Genomic DNA, 22036 nt, shown 5'->3' with positions numbered 1-22036 from the left:
GAAGTTGTTGCTGATTCACTATAACGGAAACATGCCACAGCTCCATTCATCTGTCTATATGGCAGAAGGAGCAAAAATTGTCGGAAAAGTAACGATCGGTCAAGATTCCTCTGTATGGTTTAATGCCGTACTGCGCGGAGATATGGCGCCTATCATCATCGGTGAACGCTGCAATATTCAGGACGGTGTCGTGGGACATGTGAACACGGATCAGCCCCTGTTGCTGGCGGATGATATTTCGGTAGGTCATGCTGCAATAATCCACGGTTGTACGGTAGGCAAAGGCACTTTAATCGGTATGGGGGCCATTGTACTCAACGGAGCGGAGCTTGGTGAATATGCTTTAATAGGAGCAGGGTCGGTCGTTACGGAAAATACCAAAATACCACCCTATACTCTTTCTCTCGGTACACCTGCCAAAGTGGTGCGCGAATTGACAGATGCAGATTTGCAGCGGATGTCACGAACGGCACTCAGCTATGTGGCGAAAGGAAAAGAATATAGGATCTCTTAAACTCATGTTGGAGGTGCATCCTATGGATAAAATGAAGGTTACTTATGAAGTAATGTTGGGCCTGTCTGCTGAAATGGTTTTGGACGAGGCATTACGTAAACACCGGAGTGAAAAACTCTACAAGGATATTGATGAGGCGCTAGCCTCCGGAGATGAAGTAGCTTTTCGTCATCTTACGGATGAGCTGAAAGCAATGAGTTAGAACAATCTTAGGAATCCTGAGTTGGATTTCAGACGAATCTTTAGTTCAAGATTATAATCATCAAACCTGACTGTAGCGGCGGTCAGGTTTTTTTGATACGCTTGGATATGATATAGTCTTTGTAGGATGGGACCTGTACAAGGCAACTGTCGTATGAACGGAGGATGAAGGACGTGTCGTTATCTTATTTGTGGAGCCGGTCGTTCTTGACGAGCCGGCCTTTTTTGTGGCTGCTGTTCTGGTGTAATCTGGTTGGAACGGTGTATGGGTACATATGGTATGGGGGGCAGTTGGAATATACACTAAATTATCACCCAATGTGGCAGATTGTATTTGTGCCTGATAGTCCGACGGCGAGTCTGTTTTTTACGATCTCTATAGCATTTTTGCTCTATTCTCCGCGTCTCAATAGCTTGAAGGTCATTCGCCAGATCATCGAGGCATTGGCTGTTGTCACGAGTGTAAAATATGGCATCTGGGCTTCAGCTATTATTTTTTGGGGAGTTGCGCAGGGGGGACATATGATATGGCAGGATTGGATGCTGGTGGCATCTCACACGGCAATGGCGGTCGAAGCACTGCTGTTCGTGCGTTTTTTCACCTGCAAATGGACTGCTTTATGCCTAGCCGCACTCTGGACATTGTTAAATGATACGATGGATTATACATTTGGTATATATCCGTATCTTCCAAAGACGCTAACGGATGATGTACCACAAGTGCGTGCTTTTACCTATATGCTGACCCTTGTCAGTATTATAGCGGCATGGCTTGCCATGTTTGCGCGCAATCGAGTGGGAGTGGAAGTGGAGAAATAGAGATGAACATTGTTATAAACCAAAAAGAATATATATTTAAAAAAGGAACCGTGATTATCATAAAATAAGAAAGAACTTTAATCATTTAGCCAAACAAAGTTTTGGTTTTGATTTTGAAGCTTGGTATCAATTGGGCTTTTGGAATGATAAATATATCCCTTACGTACGGCAGGGCAACTGTGATGCTATGTATTTGTTCGCAATGATAGTGTGAAGAATTTTTACACTAAATTCGGGTTTGTTTCAGCACAAGAATATCAATTGAACCGGAAAGTAATCATAAACCACTTGGACATTAAAGTTGAGAAATTGAATCTGGAAGAGCAGTCGGATTTAAAGTTACTGAAAAATAAAAGTGCTAGATTAAATCCGTATTCACTTTTTGCTGCGGAAAATAGTGAATGGCTGGTCTTATTCTATGCATCTCTTTTTTTAAAGATAATTTTATGTATATACCTCAATATGACACGATTGTGGTTGCAGATTTTGAGGGGGATACCATTTGTCTTAAAGCAAGTTCTAGTCTCGGTAACCTTGCCATACAGTAAGGTGAGGAGGGATGTCCCATGATTAGGGGTCAGGCGTTTCCAATTATGATACGTATTGTTTCGAGTGTTGTTTTATCTATGGTCCTGCTGCTGTCCGTCTGCGTCCCTCCAGGTGTGGTAGAAGCGCGTGATCAGTCAAAACCCGTAGGAAATACAAAAGAGATTGAGGAACTGGATCATGCAGCTGCGATACTGTACCGAGATGTGATGGACGGGAACATTGAAAAAGCGCGCGCGGATGTAGCCGAAGTGAGTCGATGGTTTGGCACTGGACAGGTGCAGGCAGCGTTATCTGTAGAGGCCATTCATGCTTTGTCCGGCAGCATCCTTGAGGTGCAGCAAGCTACACAGTCCGTCCAAGCATCACCGGATGAATGGGTGAAGGCTGCGGCCAATTTACGACTTGCGACAGATGCGCTTGCACATCCGCGTCAGCCCTTATGGCAGCAGTATTATAAGATTTTAAAAGAAGATGTTAGTGGCTTGAACAGCCAGTTTGCTAAAGGCAACATGAAGGGTTTCAAAGCTGGAGCCGCGGTGCTGGAGGACCACTATGAGACGATCCGTACAGCAGCATTGATTCATGGCAGAACAAGTGAAGTTGTCCGGGCTGATTCATGGATTTCCTACGTCAAAGGATTGGGGGATCAGCAAAATGCAGATGCCTCAGCGATTAGAGGGGCGTTGGATCAGGGAAATCCGACGTTTAATGCCTTGTTTGGACGTGAAAAAGACGCCACTGCCCTGGCGCCATTTATCCCGCGTGAAAGTGAGCGCCGGGCAGAATTGGCAATCGGCATGATTGTTCTGCTGGCGCTGGCCTATGCAGGTTATCGTAAATATCGAGCTGGTTTCTCTGGATAACGATGCAAAATTCGAATATTCGTGTCGTTGGCTGCTGAGCCATCCATATAGGTTAGCCCATCGCCCGGATTTCCGGGCTATTCCTCTTTGAACCCCTCTCCATGTACATCATGCACATCCTGTATGATAATAAACGCCCGTGGATCAACCGATTTAACAATTTGGTGCAAACGTCGTATTTCCTGACGAGGCACGACACAATAGGCAACATGCTTGGCCTGCTTGGAAAATGCACCTACAGCCGGAATAATAGTAACTCCACGATCCATGTCCCTAATAATAATATCCGCAATGTCCATCGTGTGGTCGCTGATAATCATAAAGGCTTTGGCAGAATAGGCCCCTTCTTGTATAAAATCAATAATTTTGGACGCGATGAACACGGCGACTAATGTATATAGAATTTTTTCTTTTGGTATGTAAAGTAGTGAAGCACCGATAATGACAATATCAATGACCAGCAGAATCCTTCCCATACTCCAGCCAAACTTCCGGTTTAGAATACGAGCGATTATATCCGAGCCGCCCGTGGTGCCGCCAAAGCGGAACACAATACCTAATCCGGCCCCAAGCGTAACCCCCGCATATAATGAAGAAAGTATAAAATCGTGTTCAGTTTGAAATGTTCCCATCCATCCGAAATGAATCATTTTTTCATACAACCACAGAAAAAAAGTGAGCGACCCGATACCTACCCCTGTATATAGAATTTGCTTGCCCCCAAGCATTTTCCACCCAATTAAAAATAAAGGAATGTTCAGCAGCAATGTGGAGAGAGAGGGTGAAATCGAAAAAGCATAATTGAGCAGCAGGGTGATCCCTGTAATACCACCTTCCATCAGTTTACTGGGTATTATAAAATAAAGCAGACCGAATGCATAGATGGCGGTCCCGAGCACAATGGGTAAAATCAGTTTAAGCTGTTCCATGGACTTGGATATCTTCATATGATCCCTCGCAGTAGCAGTTTAAGGAAGAACGACTTCATGCTGATTTTGCTAAATCGCAGCTCCTTATATGTAGTATACCTTTTTACGCTATCTTTAAAAGACTGATGACTGTAAGTTGGGATCATAAGTACACAATTAAAAAAAATTTGTTTTAAAATGTGCTTTACGATAACATATGAATAAACCTGCACATGGGGGGATTGCGTGTTTCATGGAAAAATCATTAGATGAAATTCAACGTGAGGTAGACCAGTATATATCTCAATTTAAGGAAGGGTATTTTAGCCCTTTGGCGATGTTGGCTCGGATGTCTGAGGAAGTCGGGGAACTCGCGAGGGAAGTCAATCACTCCTTTGGCGAGAAACCGAAAAAAATGGATGAGGCGGACAATTCGATTGAGCTGGAGCTGGGAGACATTTTGTTCATCACAGTTTGCTTTGCGAACTCGCTAGGTATAAATTTGACCGAGGCTCATGATAAGGTCATGCAAAAATTTAACACGCGTGACGCGAATCGCTGGACCAAAAAGGACACCGATTAGGCGTTTTGTACATATGCTGTACCAAACCGGTTACCCGGAGGTGCAGTGTCATGAAGGCGGAGGAATACGTTCAGAAAGCTTATCAGTGCATTTTGCAGAACGATTTTGAGCAGGCCGTGGAATGGTTTGAAAAAGCAATTTCAGCCCAGCCTGATCATGCGGAGCATTATTTCCGGTGCTCGGTTACCTATGCTCGTAGTGGTCGTTTGGAGCAGGCTCTCGCATATGCAGAGCATGCGGTTCGTCTCGCTCCACAGCAGGATGAATATGTTCTCCATCTGCATGCGCAGGAAGCCAGGCAGCATACGGAGAAGGCCAGAAAAATGCTGGATGTCGACAGAGCTACGCCACAGGTGCGTCAGGATGCGATTTTGCTACTGGAACGAGCAATAGCCCTCGATCCGTTATGTGGGGATGCTTTTTTGCTGCTCGCATTGATTTATGATGAATTGAATGAGTATAAGCTAGCTGTGCAGGCTGCTCGCGAGGCGGCTGCACTGTTTCCTCACAATGTGCAGCTTGCCAACCTCATGAAGAAGTTATGCCAGCAGATGAATGAACAGATCTAACACAAATGGATGCATAAGGAGTTGTAGGGATATGTCAGAACCAATAAAAGTGGCTGTTGTAGGAGCAGCAGGGCGTATGGGCCGTGAAGTTGTCAAATTGGTTCTTCAGGATGAGGAACTACAGCTTGTGGCCGCAGTGAACAGAACACATGCCGGCAGTGATGCCGGCCTTCTCGTCGGATTACCGGAAGCGGGTATCGCTATTGTGGAGGACGTGGAGCAGGCTTTACTGGATAGTCGAGCGGATGTCATGGTCGATTTTACGGGGCCGCGTTTTGCGTACGCACATACAGCGCTTGCTATCAAGTATGGAGTACGTCCCGTTATCGGAACGACAGGGTTTACCCCCGAACAGATTAATGAACTGGACAAGCAGTGTCGTGAGCAGCAAATTGGTGGTCTGATCGCGCCGAACTTTTCGATTGGAGTCATTTTGATGATGCGGTTTGCGGCTCAGGCAGCGAAATACTTCCCACATCTGGAAATCATCGAATATCACGGTGACCAAAAATTGGACGCGCCATCGGGCACAGCCATTAAGACCGCAGAGCTGATCGCCGAACAGCGTGAAGAGCTACGACAGGGTAACCCGGAAGAGGAAGAAACGTTAGAAGGATCACGGGGGGGGTACTATCAAGGGTTCCGTGTTCACAGTGTCCGTCTTCCCGGTGTTTTCGCACAGCAAGAAGTAATCTTCGGAGGGTTTGGACAATCTCTGAAAATTCGTCAGGATTCTTATGAACGAGCGGGCTATATGCCGGGTGTTAAAATCGGTATTCAGAAGGTCATGGAGCAGCCAGGACTTGTATATGGATTTGAGCATTACATCGATTAAGAATACGCGAATGATTTGACGAACGAAATTATAGAATGAGGCAGGAGGAACTTTGAATGTTAAAGATTGCATTTATAGCGCATGACCGAAAAAAGGATGAAATGGTAAATTTCATAACGGCCTATGAGCATGTTTTTACAGATCACCAGTTATTTTCAACAGGTACAACAGGTCTGCGCATTATGGAGCAAACCAAGCTTCAAATTCACCGTTTCATGTCCGGGCCGCTTGGAGGAGATCAGCAAATCGGGGCTATGGTTGCACAAAATGACATGGACTTGATTATATTTTTGCGTGATCCGCTTATGGCCCAGCCGCATGAGCCGGATATTAGCGCCCTGTTACGTCTGTGTGATGTACAAGGGATTCCTCTGGCAACCAACGTTGCAACTGCTGAAATACTGGTTAAGGCGCTAGACCGTGGCGATTTTGCTTGGCGTGAGCTGGTACATAAATATAAACCGGGGATTGACCAGCAAGGTGATATAAAATGACACTGGACATCTTGATTTTCGGAGCCCATGCCGACGATGCAGAAATAGGAATGGGAGGCACGATTGCCAAGCATACAGCCGCTGGTTTAAAGGTGGGCGTGTGCGATTTGACGCGGGCTGAAATGTCATCTAATGGTGATGTGGATACTCGTATGGCAGAGGCAGAACACGCTGCAAAAGTACTCGGACTTGCCGTGCGGACGAATCTAGGTCTGCCGGATCGTGGATTATATGTAACTCCAGAACATGTAGCTGCAGTTACAGCAGAAATACGGCGCCATGCACCGAAAGTCGTATTTGCTCCTTATTGGGAGGATCGGCATCCAGACCATGTCATGTGCAGTAAGTTAGTGGAGGAAGCGGTATTTAACGCCAAGTTGCGACGTTTTATGCCAGAAAATCCTGCGGTACAGGTAGAGCAATTATATTTTTATTTTATTAATGATATTGGCAGAACGGATTTGATTGTGGATATCACCGAGCATTATGAAGCCAAAGAACGGTCTTTGTTGAGTTATGCTTCGCAATTTCAGGCAGCACCTGGAAAGGATACAGTATCCACACCCTTAAATCAGGGATATGTGGAACGCGTAAAAGCTCGCGACTCGTTGTTGGGTCAACGCAAACTGATTTCGTATGCAGAAGGCTTTGCGTCCAAAACGCCATATCTGGTTAAGCTATTCACATAAGAATTCTATACTTGAGCATTTTGCAGAATGTTAAAATAAATCGGCAGGAAAGTTATCACTGATGAGCGGAAGGAGGCAGCTTAGCTTGAATGACAAATTGAAAATTGGAATTACCTGTTATCCGTCGTTGGGTGGCTCCGGTGTAGTGGCTACTGAGTTGGGTAAGTTGCTGGCAGAAAAAGGGCATGAGGTCCATTTCATTGCCAATAGCATTCCGTTCAGATTAGGCGGGGCGTTTCAGAAAAATATTTTTTATCATGAGGTTGAAGTTAACGATTATTACGTGTTTAGATATCCACCCTATGATTTGTCACTGGCGACCAAAATGGCCCAAGTCGCACAAATGAAGAATTTGGACGTACTCCATGTTCATTATGCGGTACCCCATGCAGTATGCGCTTACTTGGCGAAGGAAATGGTGGGTGATCATCTGAAGGTGGTAACCACCTTGCATGGTACGGACATTACAGTGTTGGCACAGGATGAGTCGTTGAAGGACCTGATTCGGCTGGCTATTAACAAAAGTGACGCTGTGACAGCGGTTTCCAAGGATTTGATTCGGGAGACGATAGATGCGTTGGAAATTACACGACCTATTGATTTAACCTACAATTTTGTAGATAAACGGGTATATTATCCACGAGATGCCGCGGCGCTTAGAAGAGATTTTGCCCAACCGCATGAAAAAATAATGATGCATATTTCCAATTTCCGTCCTGTCAAAAGGGTGGGAGATGTGCTGGATATATTTGAAAAGGTGCAACGTAAAGTACCTGCGAAGCTGCTGTTGGTGGGAGAAGGACCGGATCTTCCAAAAATCCGTTGCAAAATCGAGAATTTAGGACTGCAAGATAAGGTCTTCTTTTTAGGTAAGCAGGATCAGATCGCAGAAGTGATTTCTATGGCGGATGTGCTGCTGCTTCCCTCGGAAAAAGAAAGTTTTGGTCTGGTTGCATTGGAAGCAATGGCCTGTGGAGTGCCGACCATCGGTTCTCAGGCAGGGGGAGTACCTGAACTCGTTGTGCATGGAAGTACGGGGTATCTTGCTGAAATCGGTAATACTGAGGCAATGGCTGATTATGCAGTAGAGCTGTTGTCCGATGAAGCGATGGCGGAACGTTTCCGTGAAGCGTGTCTGACCCGCGCCCGTACCGTTTTTTGTGATGAGCTGATTACCCGTCAATATGAAGAGATATATTACCGTGTGTTGGGACGCGAGGTGCCGGATCTTAAACCGATCAGCGTTTAAGAGGGCGGACTCGCGTCCGTTTTTTATATTGAATACTTGCAAAGGGGGAAACCCTATGAATACAAATACTTGGCAATATGCTGACCAAGAGATGGCATTTCATGGCAGAGAGGTCATACATGCACTAACCGCAGCAGGCCACGAAGCCTACTGGGTCGGTGGCTGTGTGCGGGATGAGCTATTAGGAAGAGCCATTCATGATATGGATTTGACTACTTCGGCTGAGCCTGAACAGGTCATAGCGCTATTCCCTCACGTCATTCCGACAGGAATTCAGCATGGGACGGTTACGGTCATGCAGGGTGGCCATGCGTTCGAGGTAACCACTTTTCGTACGGAAAGTGGATATGCCGATCACCGCCGTCCAACGGAAGTTGCCTTCGTAAAGGATATCCGTGAGGATCTGATGCGACGGGATTTTACTATGAATGCGATTGCGATGGCAGAACACGGAGAGCGGGTGGACCCATTTGGAGGAGAAGCCGATTTACGAGCCGCTCTCGTTCGTTGTGTAGGCCGAGCCGAGGAACGTTTTGAAGAGGACGGGTTACGAATGCTGCGTTGCATCCGTTTTGCCTCTGTGTTTCGGTTCCGTGTTGCTTACAACACCTGGAAAGGCATGATTCGGCGCAAAGAGGGACTTCGTTACATAGCCATGGAACGTGTGCGGGTCGAGCTGGAAAAGATGCTAGCGGGCCCTGACCCTTTACGTGGGTTGGAGATGCTGAGCCGTAGCGGGTTGCTCGGTTGTACGAAGGTTCCGGTTCCTTGGGAACAATGTGAAGCATGGGCGCTCAAGGGGATCGTTCAACTGCAAGAAGAACTGCGGTGGGGCCTGCTCTTAATGTCTTGTAGACTTACCTCAGAGGCAGCGGACGAGCTACTAAGAGCTTGGACCTTTTCCAACGCGGTACGACTTCGGCTGGTTCATCTGCTGGAATGGGAGACCGAATTAATCTACAGTGCTGGTGCCATAGCTGGCGATTCCGATCCGGGGGAGTCTGGCATTGTCAACGATGAGGCGCTGCGTCGTAGCTGGATTCGTCTGCTAATTAGACTGGGAAAAGATACAGCTTCAGACTGGCTTGATCTTTACAAGACACTGCCTGCTTCATTCCGCGGATTACCGCCGTGGGTAGAAAAGCATGTGGCGAAAACAGCCGAACTGGCAAGCTCGTGGACAAAGCAGGCTGTAGTCGTTCGTATCAAAGATTTAAATATTACAGGAAATGAACTGGTTCAGGCGATAAATCGACCAGGCGGACCTTGGCTGGGTCAGATGATGGAACAGCTTTTACAAGCTGTTGCCTGCGGAGATATTCCGAATGAAACAGAAACATTGCTTCAGGAAGCGAAACGGGTGATGAGTAGTGAATAATCATGAAAGATTGTTAGGCATACTGGAGGAAGGTACATCCGATTACGTATCAGGGGAGGAAATCAGCCGACGCCTCTCGGTTAGCCGAACAGCAGTATGGAAGCAGATCAACAAACTGCGTGAGTTGGGCTACAACATTGATGCCTCCTCGCGTCGGGGCTATCGGTTGATATCCCGACCGGATCGGCTGGAAGTCTCCAAATTGGCCAATATGTTAAATACTCAATCGTTTGGCCAGCGTATCGTTGTACTGGATTCGACGGTTTCCACTCAGCAAGATGCCATGCGTTTAGCAGAAGAGGGCGCGCCAGAGGGGACAGTAGTGCTTGCAGAGGAACAAACGGCAGGTCGGGGACGTTTGGGACGGAAGTGGTATTCCCCTCGTGGCAAAGGAGTCTGGATGAGCATTGTGTTGCGTCCTACCCAGCCCTTGGCTTTTACCCCCCAGCTAACGCTACTTACAGGTGTAGCAGTGTGTAGGGCCATTCGTCGGCTGACGGGTGTGGAGGCTGGTATCAAATGGCCAAACGACGTGCTGATTCATGGTCGCAAAGTATCCGGTATTCTGCTGGAATCTGCAACAGAGGATCAACGGGTTCGATACTGTATTGCAGGGATTGGCATTGATGTGAATTTAAATAAAGAAGATTACCCGGAAGAGTTATCGCAGGTGGGAACGTCCTTGAAAATAGAAGCAGGGCGTGAAATTGACCGTACTGTGCTGATCGCCTCAGTGCTGGAAGAGATGGAACAGCTAAGTAAGTTGTATGCCGAGCAGGGGTTTCAGCCTATAGCCATGCTGTGGGAGGCTTTGTCCGTGACTATGAACCGTAGCATACGGGCACATACCGGACAAGGGATAACTGTAGAAGGTACAGCTGTTGGCTTGGACCCTTCCGGGGCACTCGTAGTAGAAACGGATCAGGGAGAGCGAATTCAGGTCATTTCAGGGGATATACAATTGTAGAAGCAGCCCTAGCTATGAAAACGACCGAAATCGTTCTATTCCCTGTGCAAAACTTCACGTGAAAAAGCAGATGTTTTTTGTTATACTGTGCAGGAGGCGGCATCGGACGGTCCGAGCTGCACTCCAGGGGCACATGCTCTACTTTAGCAAGTTTGTAAGACCATCATAACTTCATTTGAAGGTTACGTTGGATTCTGCTCTGAGCCGAACAGGACCGAGACAGAAGGGACGATCTCAAAATGAGTGTCTTTTTTGGCTGTTCGGACCTTTTGATGACGCAGATGTACAGGCGTTCATAAAAGGTTATTTTTTGTGCCAAAAAAAGATGGAAGGGAGCCATTTACAATGGCAGGAAAACAAGCACTGAATATTGTGAAAATGAAAAAAATGAAGCAAGAGGGTATTCCGCTCAGTATGCTGACCGCCTATGATTATCCATCGGCTAAAATAGCTGAGGAGGCGGGAATTGACATGATTCTCGTGGGTGACTCGCTGGGTAACGTAGTTCTTGGTTACGATTCAACCATCCCTGTAACCTTGGATGATATCGTGTACCATTCCCGGGCAGTCGCAAGAGGCGCGGAACATACATTTATCGTAGCGGACATGCCTTTTATGACATATCACAGCAGCGTTTCAGAAAGTCTTCAGGGCATCCGCCGTCTGATGCAGGAAGGACATGTGCATGCTGTTAAATTGGAGGGCGGAGCTGAAATTGCTGATGTTGTAAAAGCAACTGTTCAGGCAGGTGTGCCTGTATTGGGACATATCGGGCTTACTCCGCAATCGGTTAATCAAATTGGCGGCTATCGCATTCAAGGCAAGGACGAAGCGGACGCACGCCGGTTAATGGCGGACGCCAAGGCGCTGGAGCAGGCGGGTGCTTTTGGCGTTGTATTGGAACTGGTAACTGAGGAAGTGGCAACAGCGATTTCTAAAGAGCTTTCCATTCCAACCATTGGAATTGGTGCTGGACGTGGATGTGACGGTCAGGTACTCGTTTATCACGATCTGATTCAGTACGCATCGCCTTATTTCAGCAAACGCTTTGTTAAAACCTATGCCGATGTAGGCGGCTTGATCCGCAGCAGCATTGAGCAGTATGTGAGTGATGTAAAAGGGCGGGCATTTCCGGCCGCGGAGCATGTGTTCAGCGCGGATGACCGCGTTGTGGAATCCCTGTATGGTAAGGCAAAAGGACAGACACAGGAACAAGCTAAGGAAAAGGTGGAATCACGATCATGATCATCGTTAGGGAAGTGGCTCAGCTGCGTAAGATTATTGCTGAACGTCGGCAGCTTGGGACAAGCGGAACAAAAAAGGTACACGGTTCTACCTCTTTACAGCATAAAGTCGGCTTTGTACCAACAATGGGATACCTGCATGAAGGGCATGCGAGCTTGATGCACAAGGCGCGTGAAATGGCGGATACGGTGGTGCTTAGCATTTTCGTAAATCCGATTCAATTTGGACCGAATGAAGATCTAGACAGCTATCCTCGCGATGAAGCTCATGATTTGGAGGTAGCGCGGCGCGAAGGTGTGGATATTGTTTTTTTACCAACTGTAGCAGAAATGTATCCACAACCAACCCAAACCAAAATTCGTGTATCCGCTTTGACAGATCGTTTGTGCGGTGCTTCCCGTCCTGGCCATTTTGATGGTGTGACTACAGTGGTAGCCAAGCTTTTTAACATGATAGGTCCTGATTTGGCTTTCTTTGGAATGAAGGATGCGCAGCAGGTTGCTGTGCTCCAGCAGATGGTGACTGATCTCAATATGAACGTGATTATCGTACCTTGTCCCATCGTCAGAGAGGCGGATGGTTTGGCCCTCAGCTCCCGTAATGTGTATTTAAGTGCAGAACAGCGCGAGCAGGCGTTGGTGCTGTCTCAGTCACTGCGTAAGGTGCAAGAAGTGAGCGAAGATATAGTAACAAACACAATTACGATTCGTCAGCTACATCAAATGGTGGAGTCCACCATTACTTCCTCTCCTTTAGCAGACATTGATTACATTGAAATATTAACTTTTCCCGGTCTGGAGCCCCTTCTTCCCGAGCAGCGGCTATGTGATGTTCAGGAAGACGTCATCGTAGCGCTGGCTGTGAAATTTGGCAATACCAGACTGATTGACAATATAAGAATACAGAAGGCGGAGGTGCTTTCCCATGTTTAGAACCATGATGAAATCCAAAATTCACCGCGCTACGGTTACGGAAGCTAACCTGAACTATGTGGGGAGTATCACTATAGATGAAGATCTCATGGAGACATCGGATTTGTTGGAGAATGAAAAGGTTCAAATTGTAAACAATAACAATGGAGCTCGACTGGAAACCTATGTTATCCCCGGACCGCGTGGGAGCGGCGTAATCTGTCTCAATGGTGCGGCAGCCCGTTTGGTGCAGCCTGGTGATACAGTCATTATTATTTCCTATGCTTCCATGTCGAATGAAGAGGCCAAAACATACAAACCAACAGTGGTATTTGTTGATGAACATAATAAACCAGCCCAAACGATGAACAAAGAAGTACACGCGACGATCATGTAATGAATGGGAGTGCGGATGAAACCCGTCTTTTAAGCGAAAAATGTGAGTGTATTAATCCATCTTTCATAAGGGCGGGATGCACATGTTCCAGCATGTATTCGCAGAAATGAACAGCATGTTAGATGATATCGTGAAGCATTACCCATCAGCCCAGGGCTCCCGCAGGCAGGAGCTGCTACAGCACTGGAGTCTGCTGCGGAGAATGAGTGACGGAATTATGGATGAGTGGCTGGCCTTTGAGGAAAAAATGGTTTGCCTGCGTGCGGCCGGGTTTTCCGCGGAGACCGATATGTCTGACACGGAGCTGCCTGAAAAAGAGCTGCCAGCTTTTAATCGGGGGCAAGGGTATTATCGATTACTCATGTACCCTGAGGCGATCCAACAATTTGAGCAGGTACTACAGCATTTTCCGAACAGCTGGCAGAGTCGCATGTATATGGGAATGGCCTATTTTCAACTAGATGATCCAGCAGAGGCTGTATGCCATTTTCAGAAGGTGCTGGACCTGACTGAGCAGGCAGGACTGAAGGCGGTCATCTATAATGCGCTAGGCTGTCTGTTGGCAAAGCAGGCTGACGTAGAGGAGGCGCAAAAATGTTTTGCTCTCGCACATCAGTTCGATCCTGCGTTACCCGAGCCGCTGCACAATATGGAAGCCTGTCTGTCCGGTACCGAAAAGCTTCGATACGACAGCTCCATGATGACCTGGATGTAGTTGTCAGACACCGAGCAAGACGATGCATGCCCACCTCTCAGGCGGCGTGTGCATCGTCTTTTTTGGCTGTCTTAATTTCCAAACAGGCGATCTTCTGCTATGCTAATATACAGAGTTATTATTTTTGTAAGTGTCATAAGAAAGGATTAGCCCGAATGAAATTTGCGGTATTGGATTTTGAAACGACAGGCACCCAGTCCGCGGATGACATCATTCAAGTCGGACTTGCAATTATAGATCATGATAACAGCATTTCCCGTGTTTACGGCTCTTATGTAAACCCTGGCAGATCTATTCCCCCTTTTATCACCGGGTTGACCGGAATTACAGACGATGACGTCAAGGATGCTCCTGCACTTGAAGAAATGATGATGGAGCTCGTGCCTATGCTGGACGATGTTGTACTGGTCGGTCATAATGTGGCGTTTGATTTTAATTTTTTGCAAAACGCTCTGGATCGGTGCGGTTATTTGCCGTTTAGCGGAAGAATCTTGGATACAATGGATTTTCTGAAAATTATGTTTCCATCGCTATCTTCGTATCAGTTGGGTTTTGTGTCTTCTGAGTTTGGGCTGGCGCATGATCGCCCTCACCAAGCAGACAGCGACGCGTTGGCTACGGCTGAGGTGTTTTTAAAGTGTCTGGGTGAGCTTCAAGCATTACCTTTGATAACGATACAGCGGCTTAGCGATTTGTTTGCAGAGGAAGACAGTGACCTTGGATGGTTTCTTGATGGGGTGCGTGAAGAGAAAGAGCTTGATCCTATTCAGGATCTGGAGGGACATCAGTTTTTTCGTCAGCTTGCGCTAAAAGTGGAAGATTGGACGGAGCTAGCTGCTCCGCGTAGAGAAGATGACCCGAATCCACTGTCAGGTGTTTCCTTTGAGGAGTACATGGATGATGTGCGGGACAATTTGCGTTCATCCTTGAGCCAATATGAGGAGCGCGAGGCGCAGATACAGATGATTGAGGGTGTAAATCAGGCACTGAGTGAAGACAAGCACCTACTGATCGAAGCAGGTACAGGAACAGGGAAGTCCCTCGGCTATTTGCTCCCATCGCTGTATCACAGTGTGAAAAAAGGACAGCGAGTTATGGTAAGTACACATACGATCAACCTGCAGGAGCAATTACGCGAGCGCGACATTCCGATGCTGACCAAGGTGATTCCGTTTCCGTTCCGGGCTGCTATTTTCAAGGGTCGGGGACATTATTTGTGTCTGCGTAAGTTTGAACATAAAATAAACAGAAGAGACTTCGCGACACCGAAGGAAGATTTAATTACAGCTGCTCAGATGATCGTCTGGTTGACGCTAACAGAAACCGGTGATGATGAAGAACTGAATCTGAGCAACCGTGGTGGAGATTTCTGGGAAACGGTGGCGAGTGATTCAGAGTCCTGTCTTGGTCGTTCTTGCCCATGGTTCCGCAAATGCTATTATCATCGTGCACGCCATGAAGCAGGGATAGCGGATGTTGTTATTACGAATCACTCTAAGTTGTTTACAGACGTCAAAGCTAGTCACCAGTTGTTGCCGAGCTATGAACATCTGGTGATTGATGAAGCCCATCACCTGGAGGAAGTAGCTGGTAAGCACCTAGGTATGCATATGAAATATTTCACACTCGTGCATACACTGACGCGACTGTTCAAAGACAGCAAGAATGGACAACTGCCTTCACTTCGTCAACAGTTGGCGAAATCGGGGCACGAGAAGTCGACGGATTGGGCCTCAACCATCGATCAGATGTATCCGCTCGTGTTAGAGGTTAAGGAAACTTGGGACCTGCTAAGCGACAAGCTGTTTGGCATGTTGCCAGAGCGAAGCGATGCGACACCGGGTGAAACAGGACAGTTTTCTTCCCGTCTCAAACCTTCAGCCAAGCCTGCAAAGTGGGATCAGGCGGGGGCTTTGGAAAATCAGCTATATGTAACGATGAGTGAAATTTTGCGCAAGGGCGACAAGCTGATGCTGGACGTCAAGGAAGAGCATGACGATTATGCGGCGGATAGCCTTATTACAGATATCACGGGTCTGCTCAAGGATCTGGCGGGGATTCGAGAAAATTTGCGCTTTTTTATGCGACTCGATGATGAAACAACCGTATACTGGCTCGAAGCGAGTGGGCAATTCCGCAGTAAATCATTACAATTTTATGCAGTGCCCGTCGATGTGAGCCGCCAGTTGAAAGAAATGTTTTTTGACAAAAAAAGAAGCATTATTCTGACGTCTGCTACCTTATCGGTAGATAAGTCGTTTCAGTACATGATCGATCAGCTCGGCTTGCAGGAGGCCGCAGATCAAGAGCGGCTGATGACTTCGCAGCTCCCGTCACCCTTTAATTACAGGGATCAGGTGTTGCTGGTCATTCCACGGGATTTCCCAAGCGTGAAGGGCAGTGTAGGAGATGCACACTTTGTAGATATGCTCGTTAGCTCTCTAGGAGCGACTGCTCAGGCGACGCGGGGGAGAATGCTCGTTCTGTTTACTTCCTATCGGATGCTCCGGCAAGTGTATGAGCCGCTGAAAGAGGCCTTAGCATCCAGCGAAATTACTGTGCTGGGACAAGGTGTGGACAGTGGGAGTCGCAGCAAGCTAACCCGCCGTTTTCAGGAAGCCAAAGCTTCTGTATTGCTGGGAACCAGCAGCTTCTGGGAAGGCGTCGATATTCCGGGGAAAGCTCTGACTTGTCTGGCCATTGTTCGCTTGCCGTTTCAACCGCCGAATCACCCGTTGCTGGAGGCAAAAAGCGAGCTGCTCCAGCAGCAGAAGAAGAATCCATTTATGAAGCTGTCTGTACCACAAGCGGTCATTCGCTTCAAACAGGGATTTGGTCGGTTGGTTCGTACAGCGAGCGACCACGGGGTCGTTATCGTTTACGATACGCGTGTGATCGAATCCTATTACGGAAAGCACTTTTTGTACTCGTTACCGGGACCAAAAATGGAGCATATGCCATCGGAGCAAATGGTGCCCCGCATCGCCGAATGGCTCCAATCCGCCCCGGAGACCGAGGCATAACGGACGGACACTAAGTATGTTCGTTACAATTAGGGGGAGCAAGTATGAAATCAGATAAAATTTCAGAGGCTGTCGTACGGAGGTTACCCGTATATTTACGTTATCTGAATGCACTTCACAAACGGGAGGTGGCTACGGTCTCTTCTCAAGAGTTGGGACAGAGGCTAGATTTGAACCCGGCCCAAATCCGTAAAGATCTCGCCTATTTTGGAGATTTTGGTCGGAAGGGTATCGGTTATGATGTTTCTTATCTAATTGAGAAAATACGCCATATCCTGAAAATCGATCAGCAAATTAATGTAGTATTGGTCGGAGCGGGTAATCTGGGGCAAGCCCTTTCGAATTATAACGCTTATTTAAAAGACAATATGAAGATTGTAGCGGTATTTGATGCGTTTCCGGATAAGGTAGGGACCAAGATCAATACATTGGTCGTGCAACCGATGGATGAACTGGAAGCGACTGTGAGAGAAAAAAACATTCGAATCGGGATTATTACCGTACCTGATTTTGAAGCACAGCACGTGGCTGACAGGCTTATTGAGAGCGGAATTGGAGCGATCCTGAACTTTGCACCGACTACTCTCAAGGCACCGGCCAACATTCGGATTCATGCCACAGACTTTACAACTGATTTGCTTAGCCTCGCTTATTATTTGGAGGACGGAAAGGAAGAAACACAATATGACAGTGAATAAATGGATGATTAAAAACGGCTCTTTTGCCGTAAATGGACCAGAAGCTGGGGTAATCCATGGTTTTATGATTGTGGAAGATAGCCGCATTACTTACATTGGCGAGACTTTGCCTTCGGGTGAGGAAGAGACAGAAGCGATCGATGGTAAGGGGCTTTTGTTTTTACCTGGTCTGATTAATACTCATGGTCATGCGGCGATGTCTCTGCTGCGTGGGCATGGAGATGACTTGGCACTTCAAGTATGGCTTCAGGAAAAAATGTGGCCTATGGAAGCCAAGTTTACATCTACGGACGTGTACTGGGGTACGTCGTTGTCTGTGCTGGAAATGCTGAAAGGTGGAACAACGACCTTCCTGGACATGTACGATCATATGGATGAGGTGGCTCGTGTGGCTGAAGAGTCAGGTATTCGTGCAAGTCTGATGCGTGGAGCAATTGGACTATGTTCGGAGGAAGAACAGCGAATCAAGCTGGCTGAGGCCGTAACTTTTGCGCGTAACTGGCATGGTAAAGCAGACGGGCGTATTACAACGATGATGTCACCGCATGCGCCATACACCTGTCCACCTGCGTTTATTGAAAAATTCGTACAAGCTGCGCATGATCTGGATTTGCCGCTGCATACGCACATGTCTGAGACGATCGCCGAAGTGGAGCAAAACGTACGTGACTACGGTTTGCGTCCAGTTGCACACTTGGATAAGCTTGGCTTTTTCTCCCGTCCTTCGCTTGTTGCCCATGGCGTTCATTTGAATGACGAAGAAATAGCTTTACTGGCTGAACGTGGTGTAGCGGTTTCGCACAACCCAGGTAGCAACTTGAAGCTGGCAAGTGGTGTGGCAAGAGTGCCTGAATTGCTGCGTGCAGGGGTTACCGTTTCTCTCGGAACGGATGGTCCTGCCAGTAATAATAACCTGGATATGTTCGAGGAAATGCGTCTGGCAGCACTTATTCACAAGGGTGTATCTGGTGACCCTACGGCAGTTCCTGCGAGTGAAGCGCTGCGTCTGGCAACAGAATACGGTGCAAAGTCAATTGGTTTAAAAGAAGTAGGAGCGTTGGCAGCAGGCAACAAGGCTGACTTTATCGCGCTGGATCTGAATCAGGCACATTTCTTGCCGCGTACAGATCTTATTTCCCATGCGGTATACTCAGCAAGCGCCAAAGACGTGGTTCACGTATGGGTAGACGGTCGTCAGGTTGTGAAAAACGGCGAATGCCTGACTATGGACGAGGAACGCATCAAACATGAGGCACAAGCCGCCTTTGAAGGGCTGCTGTCGCGCTAATTCAGGTGTCACATCCCCTTAGAGAGGAAGCACGGGTTTGAAAAATAAGAAAAAGTGGATAGCGGTCGCCATTTTGGCCGTAATACTGATCCTGGTCAGCATTTTCTGGTATTATTCCTATGTTACTCAAGACCAGGTGGCTGAGAAAAATGCCGCTATCATTAAGGCCAAGCAATCAGGTGGTCTGGTTAACACGACTCAAACATGGAAGTCTGTGTGGGATCAGGTATATTGGGTGGTTCAAGGGAAAAATGCACAGAATGAAAATATAATGGTGTGGGTTCCTTTTCAAAAAGTGGAAGGACAACCTAACGTACCTGCCGCAGATAATAGCGGTGTTCACACCGAACTGCTGAAGAATGGAGTCGATGAGCAAAAAATGACGGCAATAATTCAGCAGCAGCTTCCAGGTGTAAAAATTGTAAGGCTTCAGCCGAGTGTGTTCAATGGCGAATATGTGTGGCAGTTGTTTTACGATGATGGAAGTCATCATTACTACAGCTTTTATCGTTTCTCAGATGGGGTAGCGACGGGTGTAAAATATACTTTGCCCAATAACTAGCTGGTTGAGGATTAGCAGATGTGGAATGAATGACTAGTAAATAATTGAAAGCTTAAGAAAAAGACGTAAATGCGATGAAATTCGTATTTACGTCTTTTAGTCTTGCTATGCCGTATAATGGGCTGAAAACCAGTGAAGCATCTTTACCTATCCATCTTCTCTCCTAGGGCAAATTCATCTTTATGGCGGACAGTACGGAGTGGAGGATTTGAATCTGGAGAAGCGGAGCGTTCGCCTTGCCGCCGGATTTTCTCCGTAAGAATATAATCGAGAAAAATCGGGTGGCAACAGCGATCGTAAGATCAAATCCTACGCTCAGCGTCTCGCCTCCACCTTAACCAAAGATTTTGCCTCATCACAACTCCTCCACACATTGCCTTCGATATTAGATATACGTTATGATATACTATATTTTATAAGTGATAGACAAAAATGATAGAAAAAAGAATTGCTGATCGCTGTAAGATCATGCAATTTGGTTGTTTGTTGACATTCGTCCCGTTTCTTCTGTGTTTTACATTTTGAGAGGAGGATGTTGTTTGAAATTGCGTGCAGTTCCTATCGTTGTGGCGGCAGTTTTGGCAGCTTTGCTGCTATTTGGGGGATGGTTCATTTACCGTCAGGTTACAATGCAAAGTCCTCTGGAAAAACTGGTTTCTCAATATCCAGGCGTGACAAGCGCTCAAATAGATATTAAACAGGATCAGGTTGTATTGAAACTAGATCTCAAACCACAGGCGGATGTGGCCGGATTAGTCGATGTGGTTAAGCAAAAAGGACAAACCATCATTGGCAGCCGTACCATTAAGCTGGATATTGAAGATCGTTCCAATTCAGCACTGAATCAATGGTGGTCTGAGGCTATGTTTCCTGTAGCCGAAGCGATGGAAAATAAAAAGTATACTCAAATTTCATCTACAGTTGAGCAGATGAAAAAGAAAAAGACGGGTATCAAAGCTGATACCGACATGGATTCGAACAATGTCTATATCCGACTCAGCGAAGGGAAAGCGACCAAGTTTATCGTTTTGCCACGTCAATCTCAGCAAATGGGGGTATGGCCTAATGCCTAGATGGATCAAGGAAACATTAATCGGCATAGTGCCGGTGACTATTATATTTCTCGTTTTTATTGGGGTGAATATTATCCCTCTTCTAGTAGCTGGCGTGATGCTCAGCGGCTTGTTAATGCTCATGCATGCGCGTGGCGGTTTGGCCGTAGGTGCTGGACAAGAACGTAAACGCAAAAAAAATGGTCCGGACAAACTGACGTTTGAGGAAATCGGTGGGCAGGAAAGCGCTAAGCAGGAGCTGCGTGAGGCCCTGGACTTTTTGAATCGACATGATGAAATTTCCAAGTTTGGTATCCGTCCATTAAAAGGTGTTCTGCTCACAGGTCCTCCGGGAACAGGGAAAACACTGATGGCGAAAGCAGCCGCACACTATACTAATTCTGTATTTGTTGCAGCCTCAGGTAGTGAATTTGTTGAAATGTACGTTGGTGTTGGCGCGGGTCGTGTCCGTGAGTTGTTTCGGGAGGCACGTACTCGTGCAGCCAAGGAAAAGAAGGAAAATGCGATTATTTTTATTGACGAGATCGACGTAATTGGTGGTAAACGTGAGGGTGGACAGCAACGAGAATATGATCAGACTTTGAATCAGTTGCTGACAGAAATGGATGGCATTTATTCGGCAGATACACCGCGGATTTTGATCATTGCAGCAACAAACCGTAAAGAAATGCTGGACAGCGCCTTAACGCGTCCAGGGCGTTTTGACCGTCATATTCAAGTGGATTTGCCTGATAAGAAGGGCCGTCTTCATATTCTTAAAATTCATGCCAAAAACAAACCGATTCAGGAAGATGCGAATCTGGACAAAATTGCTGAGGAATCTTACGGGTTTTCCGGCGCACAGCTGGAGAGCGTGATGAATGAAGCGGCAATCTATGCGATGAGACAGGATCAGAAAATGATTGCGCAGAAGCATCTGTCGATGGCAATTGACAAAGTAATGATGGGTGAAAAGACAGATCGAGAATCGACGTTGGAAGAGAAAAAACGTGTAGCGATTCATGAACTGGGACATGCTATTATGGCCGAAATTGTTCGTCCTGGTAGCGTAAGCCAGGTAGCACTTAGCCCACGTGGGAAAGCGCTTGGCTATGTGCGCCACAATCCACAGCAAGAGCATTATTTATACACCAAGCAGTTCCTGGAGGAGCAGATCATGATCTCGCTCGCAGGGGCTACAGCGGAAGAAATGTACTATGGCGGTCGCAGTACCGGCTCAAGTAATGATTTTGAGCAGGCGCTGAACATCGTCCATACGATGATGACTTCCGGTTTGACTTCACTTGGCATTATTAACATGGAAATGGTAACCAAAGAAGAACTTATGCGGGAAAATGGCGAGATTATGGCTGACCTGCATACCCGAACTTTGGAGTTGCTGGAAAAGCATCGTCCTGTGTTCGACAACTCACTTGACATCCTGATGAAGGAAGAAACTCTGTCTGGAGACCAATTTAGATGTCAATTTAGTGAAAATGCTTTATTACCAGCATAATTTTTTATGCT

General features: G+C 47.0%; 23 protein-coding genes. 22 read left to right on the top strand and 1 reads right to left on the bottom strand.

Features of this window, described 5'->3' with window-relative positions; genetic code table 11:
- Positions 1 to 7 precede the first annotated feature (7 nt).
- From AOU00_RS02075 to AOU00_RS02055, 4 genes are all read left to right on the top strand, one after another.
- Positions 8 to 514, top strand: coding sequence for a gamma carbonic anhydrase family protein (locus AOU00_RS02075; protein ID WP_023989153.1), 507 nt, complete (start codon positions 8 to 10; stop codon positions 512 to 514).
- A 22-nt stretch (positions 515 to 536) separates the two neighbouring features.
- Positions 537 to 716: an IDEAL domain-containing protein gene (locus tag AOU00_RS02070; protein WP_013371655.1), complete on the top strand. Its 180-nt coding sequence runs from the start codon at positions 537 to 539 to the stop codon at positions 714 to 716.
- A gap of 173 nt (positions 717 to 889) precedes the next feature.
- The gene (locus tag AOU00_RS02065) at positions 890 to 1534 is read left to right on the top strand and encodes a DUF1405 domain-containing protein (protein WP_069289820.1); all 645 of its coding nucleotides are present in this window, start codon (positions 890 to 892) and stop codon (positions 1532 to 1534) included.
- A 566-nt stretch (positions 1535 to 2100) separates the two neighbouring features.
- Positions 2101 to 2946 carry a sporulation protein YpjB gene (locus tag AOU00_RS02055; protein ID WP_069289818.1) on the top strand — a complete coding sequence of 282 codons (846 nt, stop codon included), beginning with the start codon at positions 2101 to 2103 and terminating at the stop codon, positions 2944 to 2946.
- A 77-nt stretch (positions 2947 to 3023) separates the two neighbouring features.
- Here AOU00_RS02055 and AOU00_RS02050 read toward each other — a convergent pair whose 3' ends face one another.
- The gene (locus AOU00_RS02050) at positions 3024 to 3893 is read right to left on the bottom strand and encodes a YitT family protein (protein WP_069289817.1); all 870 of its coding nucleotides are present in this window, start codon (positions 3891 to 3893) and stop codon (positions 3024 to 3026) included.
- Positions 3894 to 4107: 214 nt separating this feature from the next.
- Here AOU00_RS02050 and AOU00_RS02045 point away from each other — a divergent pair, with 214 nt between their 5' ends.
- The 18 genes from AOU00_RS02045 to AOU00_RS01960 all read left to right on the top strand — a co-directional run bounded on the left by AOU00_RS02045 (position 4108) and on the right by AOU00_RS01960 (position 22025).
- Positions 4108 to 4437, top strand: coding sequence for a nucleotide pyrophosphohydrolase (locus tag AOU00_RS02045; RefSeq protein ID WP_013310697.1), 330 nt, complete (start codon positions 4108 to 4110; stop codon positions 4435 to 4437).
- Positions 4438 to 4487: 50 nt separating this feature from the next.
- The gene (locus tag AOU00_RS02040) at positions 4488 to 5006 is read left to right on the top strand and encodes a tetratricopeptide repeat protein (RefSeq protein ID WP_013310696.1); all 519 of its coding nucleotides are present in this window, start codon (positions 4488 to 4490) and stop codon (positions 5004 to 5006) included.
- 31 nt (positions 5007 to 5037) lie between these two features.
- A complete protein-coding gene (gene dapB, locus AOU00_RS02035) occupies positions 5038 to 5841 on the top strand; it encodes a 4-hydroxy-tetrahydrodipicolinate reductase (RefSeq protein ID WP_069289816.1) in 804 nt (267 codons plus the stop codon).
- A gap of 56 nt (positions 5842 to 5897) precedes the next feature.
- Positions 5898 to 6335 carry a methylglyoxal synthase gene (mgsA, locus tag AOU00_RS02030; protein WP_013310694.1) on the top strand — a complete coding sequence of 146 codons (438 nt, stop codon included), beginning with the start codon at positions 5898 to 5900 and terminating at the stop codon, positions 6333 to 6335.
- The gene (bshB1, locus tag AOU00_RS02025) at positions 6332 to 7024 is read left to right on the top strand and encodes a bacillithiol biosynthesis deacetylase BshB1 (RefSeq protein WP_061829194.1); all 693 of its coding nucleotides are present in this window, start codon (positions 6332 to 6334) and stop codon (positions 7022 to 7024) included. The genes mgsA and bshB1 overlap by 4 nt, the downstream gene beginning before the upstream one ends.
- Before the next feature lie 85 nt (positions 7025 to 7109).
- Complete coding sequence (gene bshA, locus AOU00_RS02020; protein ID WP_061829193.1) at positions 7110 to 8273, top strand: N-acetyl-alpha-D-glucosaminyl L-malate synthase BshA; 1164 nt, start codon at positions 7110 to 7112, stop codon at positions 8271 to 8273.
- Positions 8274 to 8328: 55 nt separating this feature from the next.
- On the top strand, positions 8329 to 9651 hold the full coding sequence (locus AOU00_RS02015; RefSeq protein ID WP_069289815.1) for a CCA tRNA nucleotidyltransferase: 1323 nt from the start codon (positions 8329 to 8331) through the stop codon (positions 9649 to 9651).
- Positions 9644 to 10618 carry a biotin--[acetyl-CoA-carboxylase] ligase gene (locus tag AOU00_RS02010; RefSeq protein ID WP_069289814.1) on the top strand — a complete coding sequence of 325 codons (975 nt, stop codon included), beginning with the start codon at positions 9644 to 9646 and terminating at the stop codon, positions 10616 to 10618. The genes AOU00_RS02015 and AOU00_RS02010 overlap by 8 nt, the downstream gene beginning before the upstream one ends.
- A 345-nt stretch (positions 10619 to 10963) precedes the next feature.
- Complete coding sequence (gene panB, locus AOU00_RS02005; RefSeq protein ID WP_023989139.1) at positions 10964 to 11863, top strand: 3-methyl-2-oxobutanoate hydroxymethyltransferase; 900 nt, start codon at positions 10964 to 10966, stop codon at positions 11861 to 11863.
- Complete coding sequence (gene panC, locus AOU00_RS02000; protein WP_069289813.1) at positions 11860 to 12795, top strand: pantoate--beta-alanine ligase; 936 nt, start codon at positions 11860 to 11862, stop codon at positions 12793 to 12795. Before panB ends, panC begins: the two co-directional genes overlap by 4 nt.
- Positions 12788 to 13171 carry an aspartate 1-decarboxylase gene (panD, locus tag AOU00_RS01995; protein WP_013371641.1) on the top strand — a complete coding sequence of 128 codons (384 nt, stop codon included), beginning with the start codon at positions 12788 to 12790 and terminating at the stop codon, positions 13169 to 13171. Before panC ends, panD begins: the two co-directional genes overlap by 8 nt.
- Positions 13172 to 13253: 82 nt before the next feature.
- Positions 13254 to 13886, top strand: a complete 633-nt coding sequence (locus AOU00_RS01990) for a tetratricopeptide repeat protein (RefSeq protein WP_061829188.1) — start codon at positions 13254 to 13256, stop codon at positions 13884 to 13886.
- 155 nt (positions 13887 to 14041) lie between these two features.
- A complete protein-coding gene (gene dinG, locus AOU00_RS01985) occupies positions 14042 to 16909 on the top strand; it encodes an ATP-dependent DNA helicase DinG (protein WP_061829187.1) in 2868 nt (955 codons plus the stop codon).
- Between the two features lie 44 nt (positions 16910 to 16953).
- On the top strand, positions 16954 to 17607 hold the full coding sequence (locus AOU00_RS01980) for a redox-sensing transcriptional repressor Rex (protein WP_023989135.1): 654 nt from the start codon (positions 16954 to 16956) through the stop codon (positions 17605 to 17607).
- Entirely contained in the window at positions 17594 to 18895 is a 1302-nt protein-coding gene (locus AOU00_RS01975; RefSeq protein ID WP_069289812.1) for an amidohydrolase, read from the top strand. Before AOU00_RS01980 ends, AOU00_RS01975 begins: the two co-directional genes overlap by 14 nt.
- Before the next feature lie 37 nt (positions 18896 to 18932).
- Complete coding sequence (locus AOU00_RS01970) at positions 18933 to 19457, top strand: cell wall elongation regulator TseB-like domain-containing protein (RefSeq protein ID WP_069289811.1); 525 nt, start codon at positions 18933 to 18935, stop codon at positions 19455 to 19457.
- A gap of 539 nt (positions 19458 to 19996) precedes the next feature.
- Complete coding sequence (locus tag AOU00_RS01965) at positions 19997 to 20530, top strand: hypothetical protein (RefSeq protein ID WP_061829183.1); 534 nt, start codon at positions 19997 to 19999, stop codon at positions 20528 to 20530.
- Positions 20523 to 22025: an AAA family ATPase gene (locus AOU00_RS01960; RefSeq protein WP_069289810.1), complete on the top strand. Its 1503-nt coding sequence runs from the start codon at positions 20523 to 20525 to the stop codon at positions 22023 to 22025. The genes AOU00_RS01965 and AOU00_RS01960 overlap by 8 nt, the downstream gene beginning before the upstream one ends.
- Positions 22026 to 22036: the final 11 nt, after the last annotated feature.

The organism is Paenibacillus polymyxa (genome assembly GCF_001719045.1).
In the GTDB taxonomy this organism is placed as follows: Bacteria; Bacillota; Bacilli; order Paenibacillales; family Paenibacillaceae; genus Paenibacillus; species Paenibacillus polymyxa_B.
The sequence above is the reverse complement of the archived record's forward strand: the minus strand, read 5'-3'. Positions and strand labels throughout refer to the sequence as shown.

Coding starts and splice junctions, on each gene's coding strand:
- AOU00_RS02070 (WP_013371655.1), top strand. CDS start 537: ATGGATAAAATGAAGGTTACTTATGAAGTAATGTTGGGCCTGTCTGCT.
- AOU00_RS02055 (WP_069289818.1), top strand. CDS start 2,101: ATGATTAGGGGTCAGGCGTTTCCAATTATGATACGTATTGTTTCGAGT.
- AOU00_RS02050 (WP_069289817.1), bottom strand. CDS start 3,893: ATGAAGATATCCAAGTCCATGGAACAGCTTAAACTGATTTTACCCATT.
- AOU00_RS02045 (WP_013310697.1), top strand. CDS start 4,108: ATGGAAAAATCATTAGATGAAATTCAACGTGAGGTAGACCAGTATATA.
- AOU00_RS02040 (WP_013310696.1), top strand. CDS start 4,488: ATGAAGGCGGAGGAATACGTTCAGAAAGCTTATCAGTGCATTTTGCAG.
- dapB (WP_069289816.1), top strand. CDS start 5,038: ATGTCAGAACCAATAAAAGTGGCTGTTGTAGGAGCAGCAGGGCGTATG.
- mgsA (WP_013310694.1), top strand. CDS start 5,898: ATGTTAAAGATTGCATTTATAGCGCATGACCGAAAAAAGGATGAAATG.
- bshB1 (WP_061829194.1), top strand. CDS start 6,332: ATGACACTGGACATCTTGATTTTCGGAGCCCATGCCGACGATGCAGAA.
- AOU00_RS02015 (WP_069289815.1), top strand. CDS start 8,329: ATGAATACAAATACTTGGCAATATGCTGACCAAGAGATGGCATTTCAT.
- panB (WP_023989139.1), top strand. CDS start 10,964: ATGGCAGGAAAACAAGCACTGAATATTGTGAAAATGAAAAAAATGAAG.
- panC (WP_069289813.1), top strand. CDS start 11,860: ATGATCATCGTTAGGGAAGTGGCTCAGCTGCGTAAGATTATTGCTGAA.
- panD (WP_013371641.1), top strand. CDS start 12,788: ATGTTTAGAACCATGATGAAATCCAAAATTCACCGCGCTACGGTTACG.
- AOU00_RS01990 (WP_061829188.1), top strand. CDS start 13,254: ATGTTCCAGCATGTATTCGCAGAAATGAACAGCATGTTAGATGATATC.
- dinG (WP_061829187.1), top strand. CDS start 14,042: ATGAAATTTGCGGTATTGGATTTTGAAACGACAGGCACCCAGTCCGCG.
- AOU00_RS01980 (WP_023989135.1), top strand. CDS start 16,954: ATGAAATCAGATAAAATTTCAGAGGCTGTCGTACGGAGGTTACCCGTA.
- AOU00_RS01975 (WP_069289812.1), top strand. CDS start 17,594: ATGACAGTGAATAAATGGATGATTAAAAACGGCTCTTTTGCCGTAAAT.
- AOU00_RS01960 (WP_069289810.1), top strand. CDS start 20,523: ATGCCTAGATGGATCAAGGAAACATTAATCGGCATAGTGCCGGTGACT.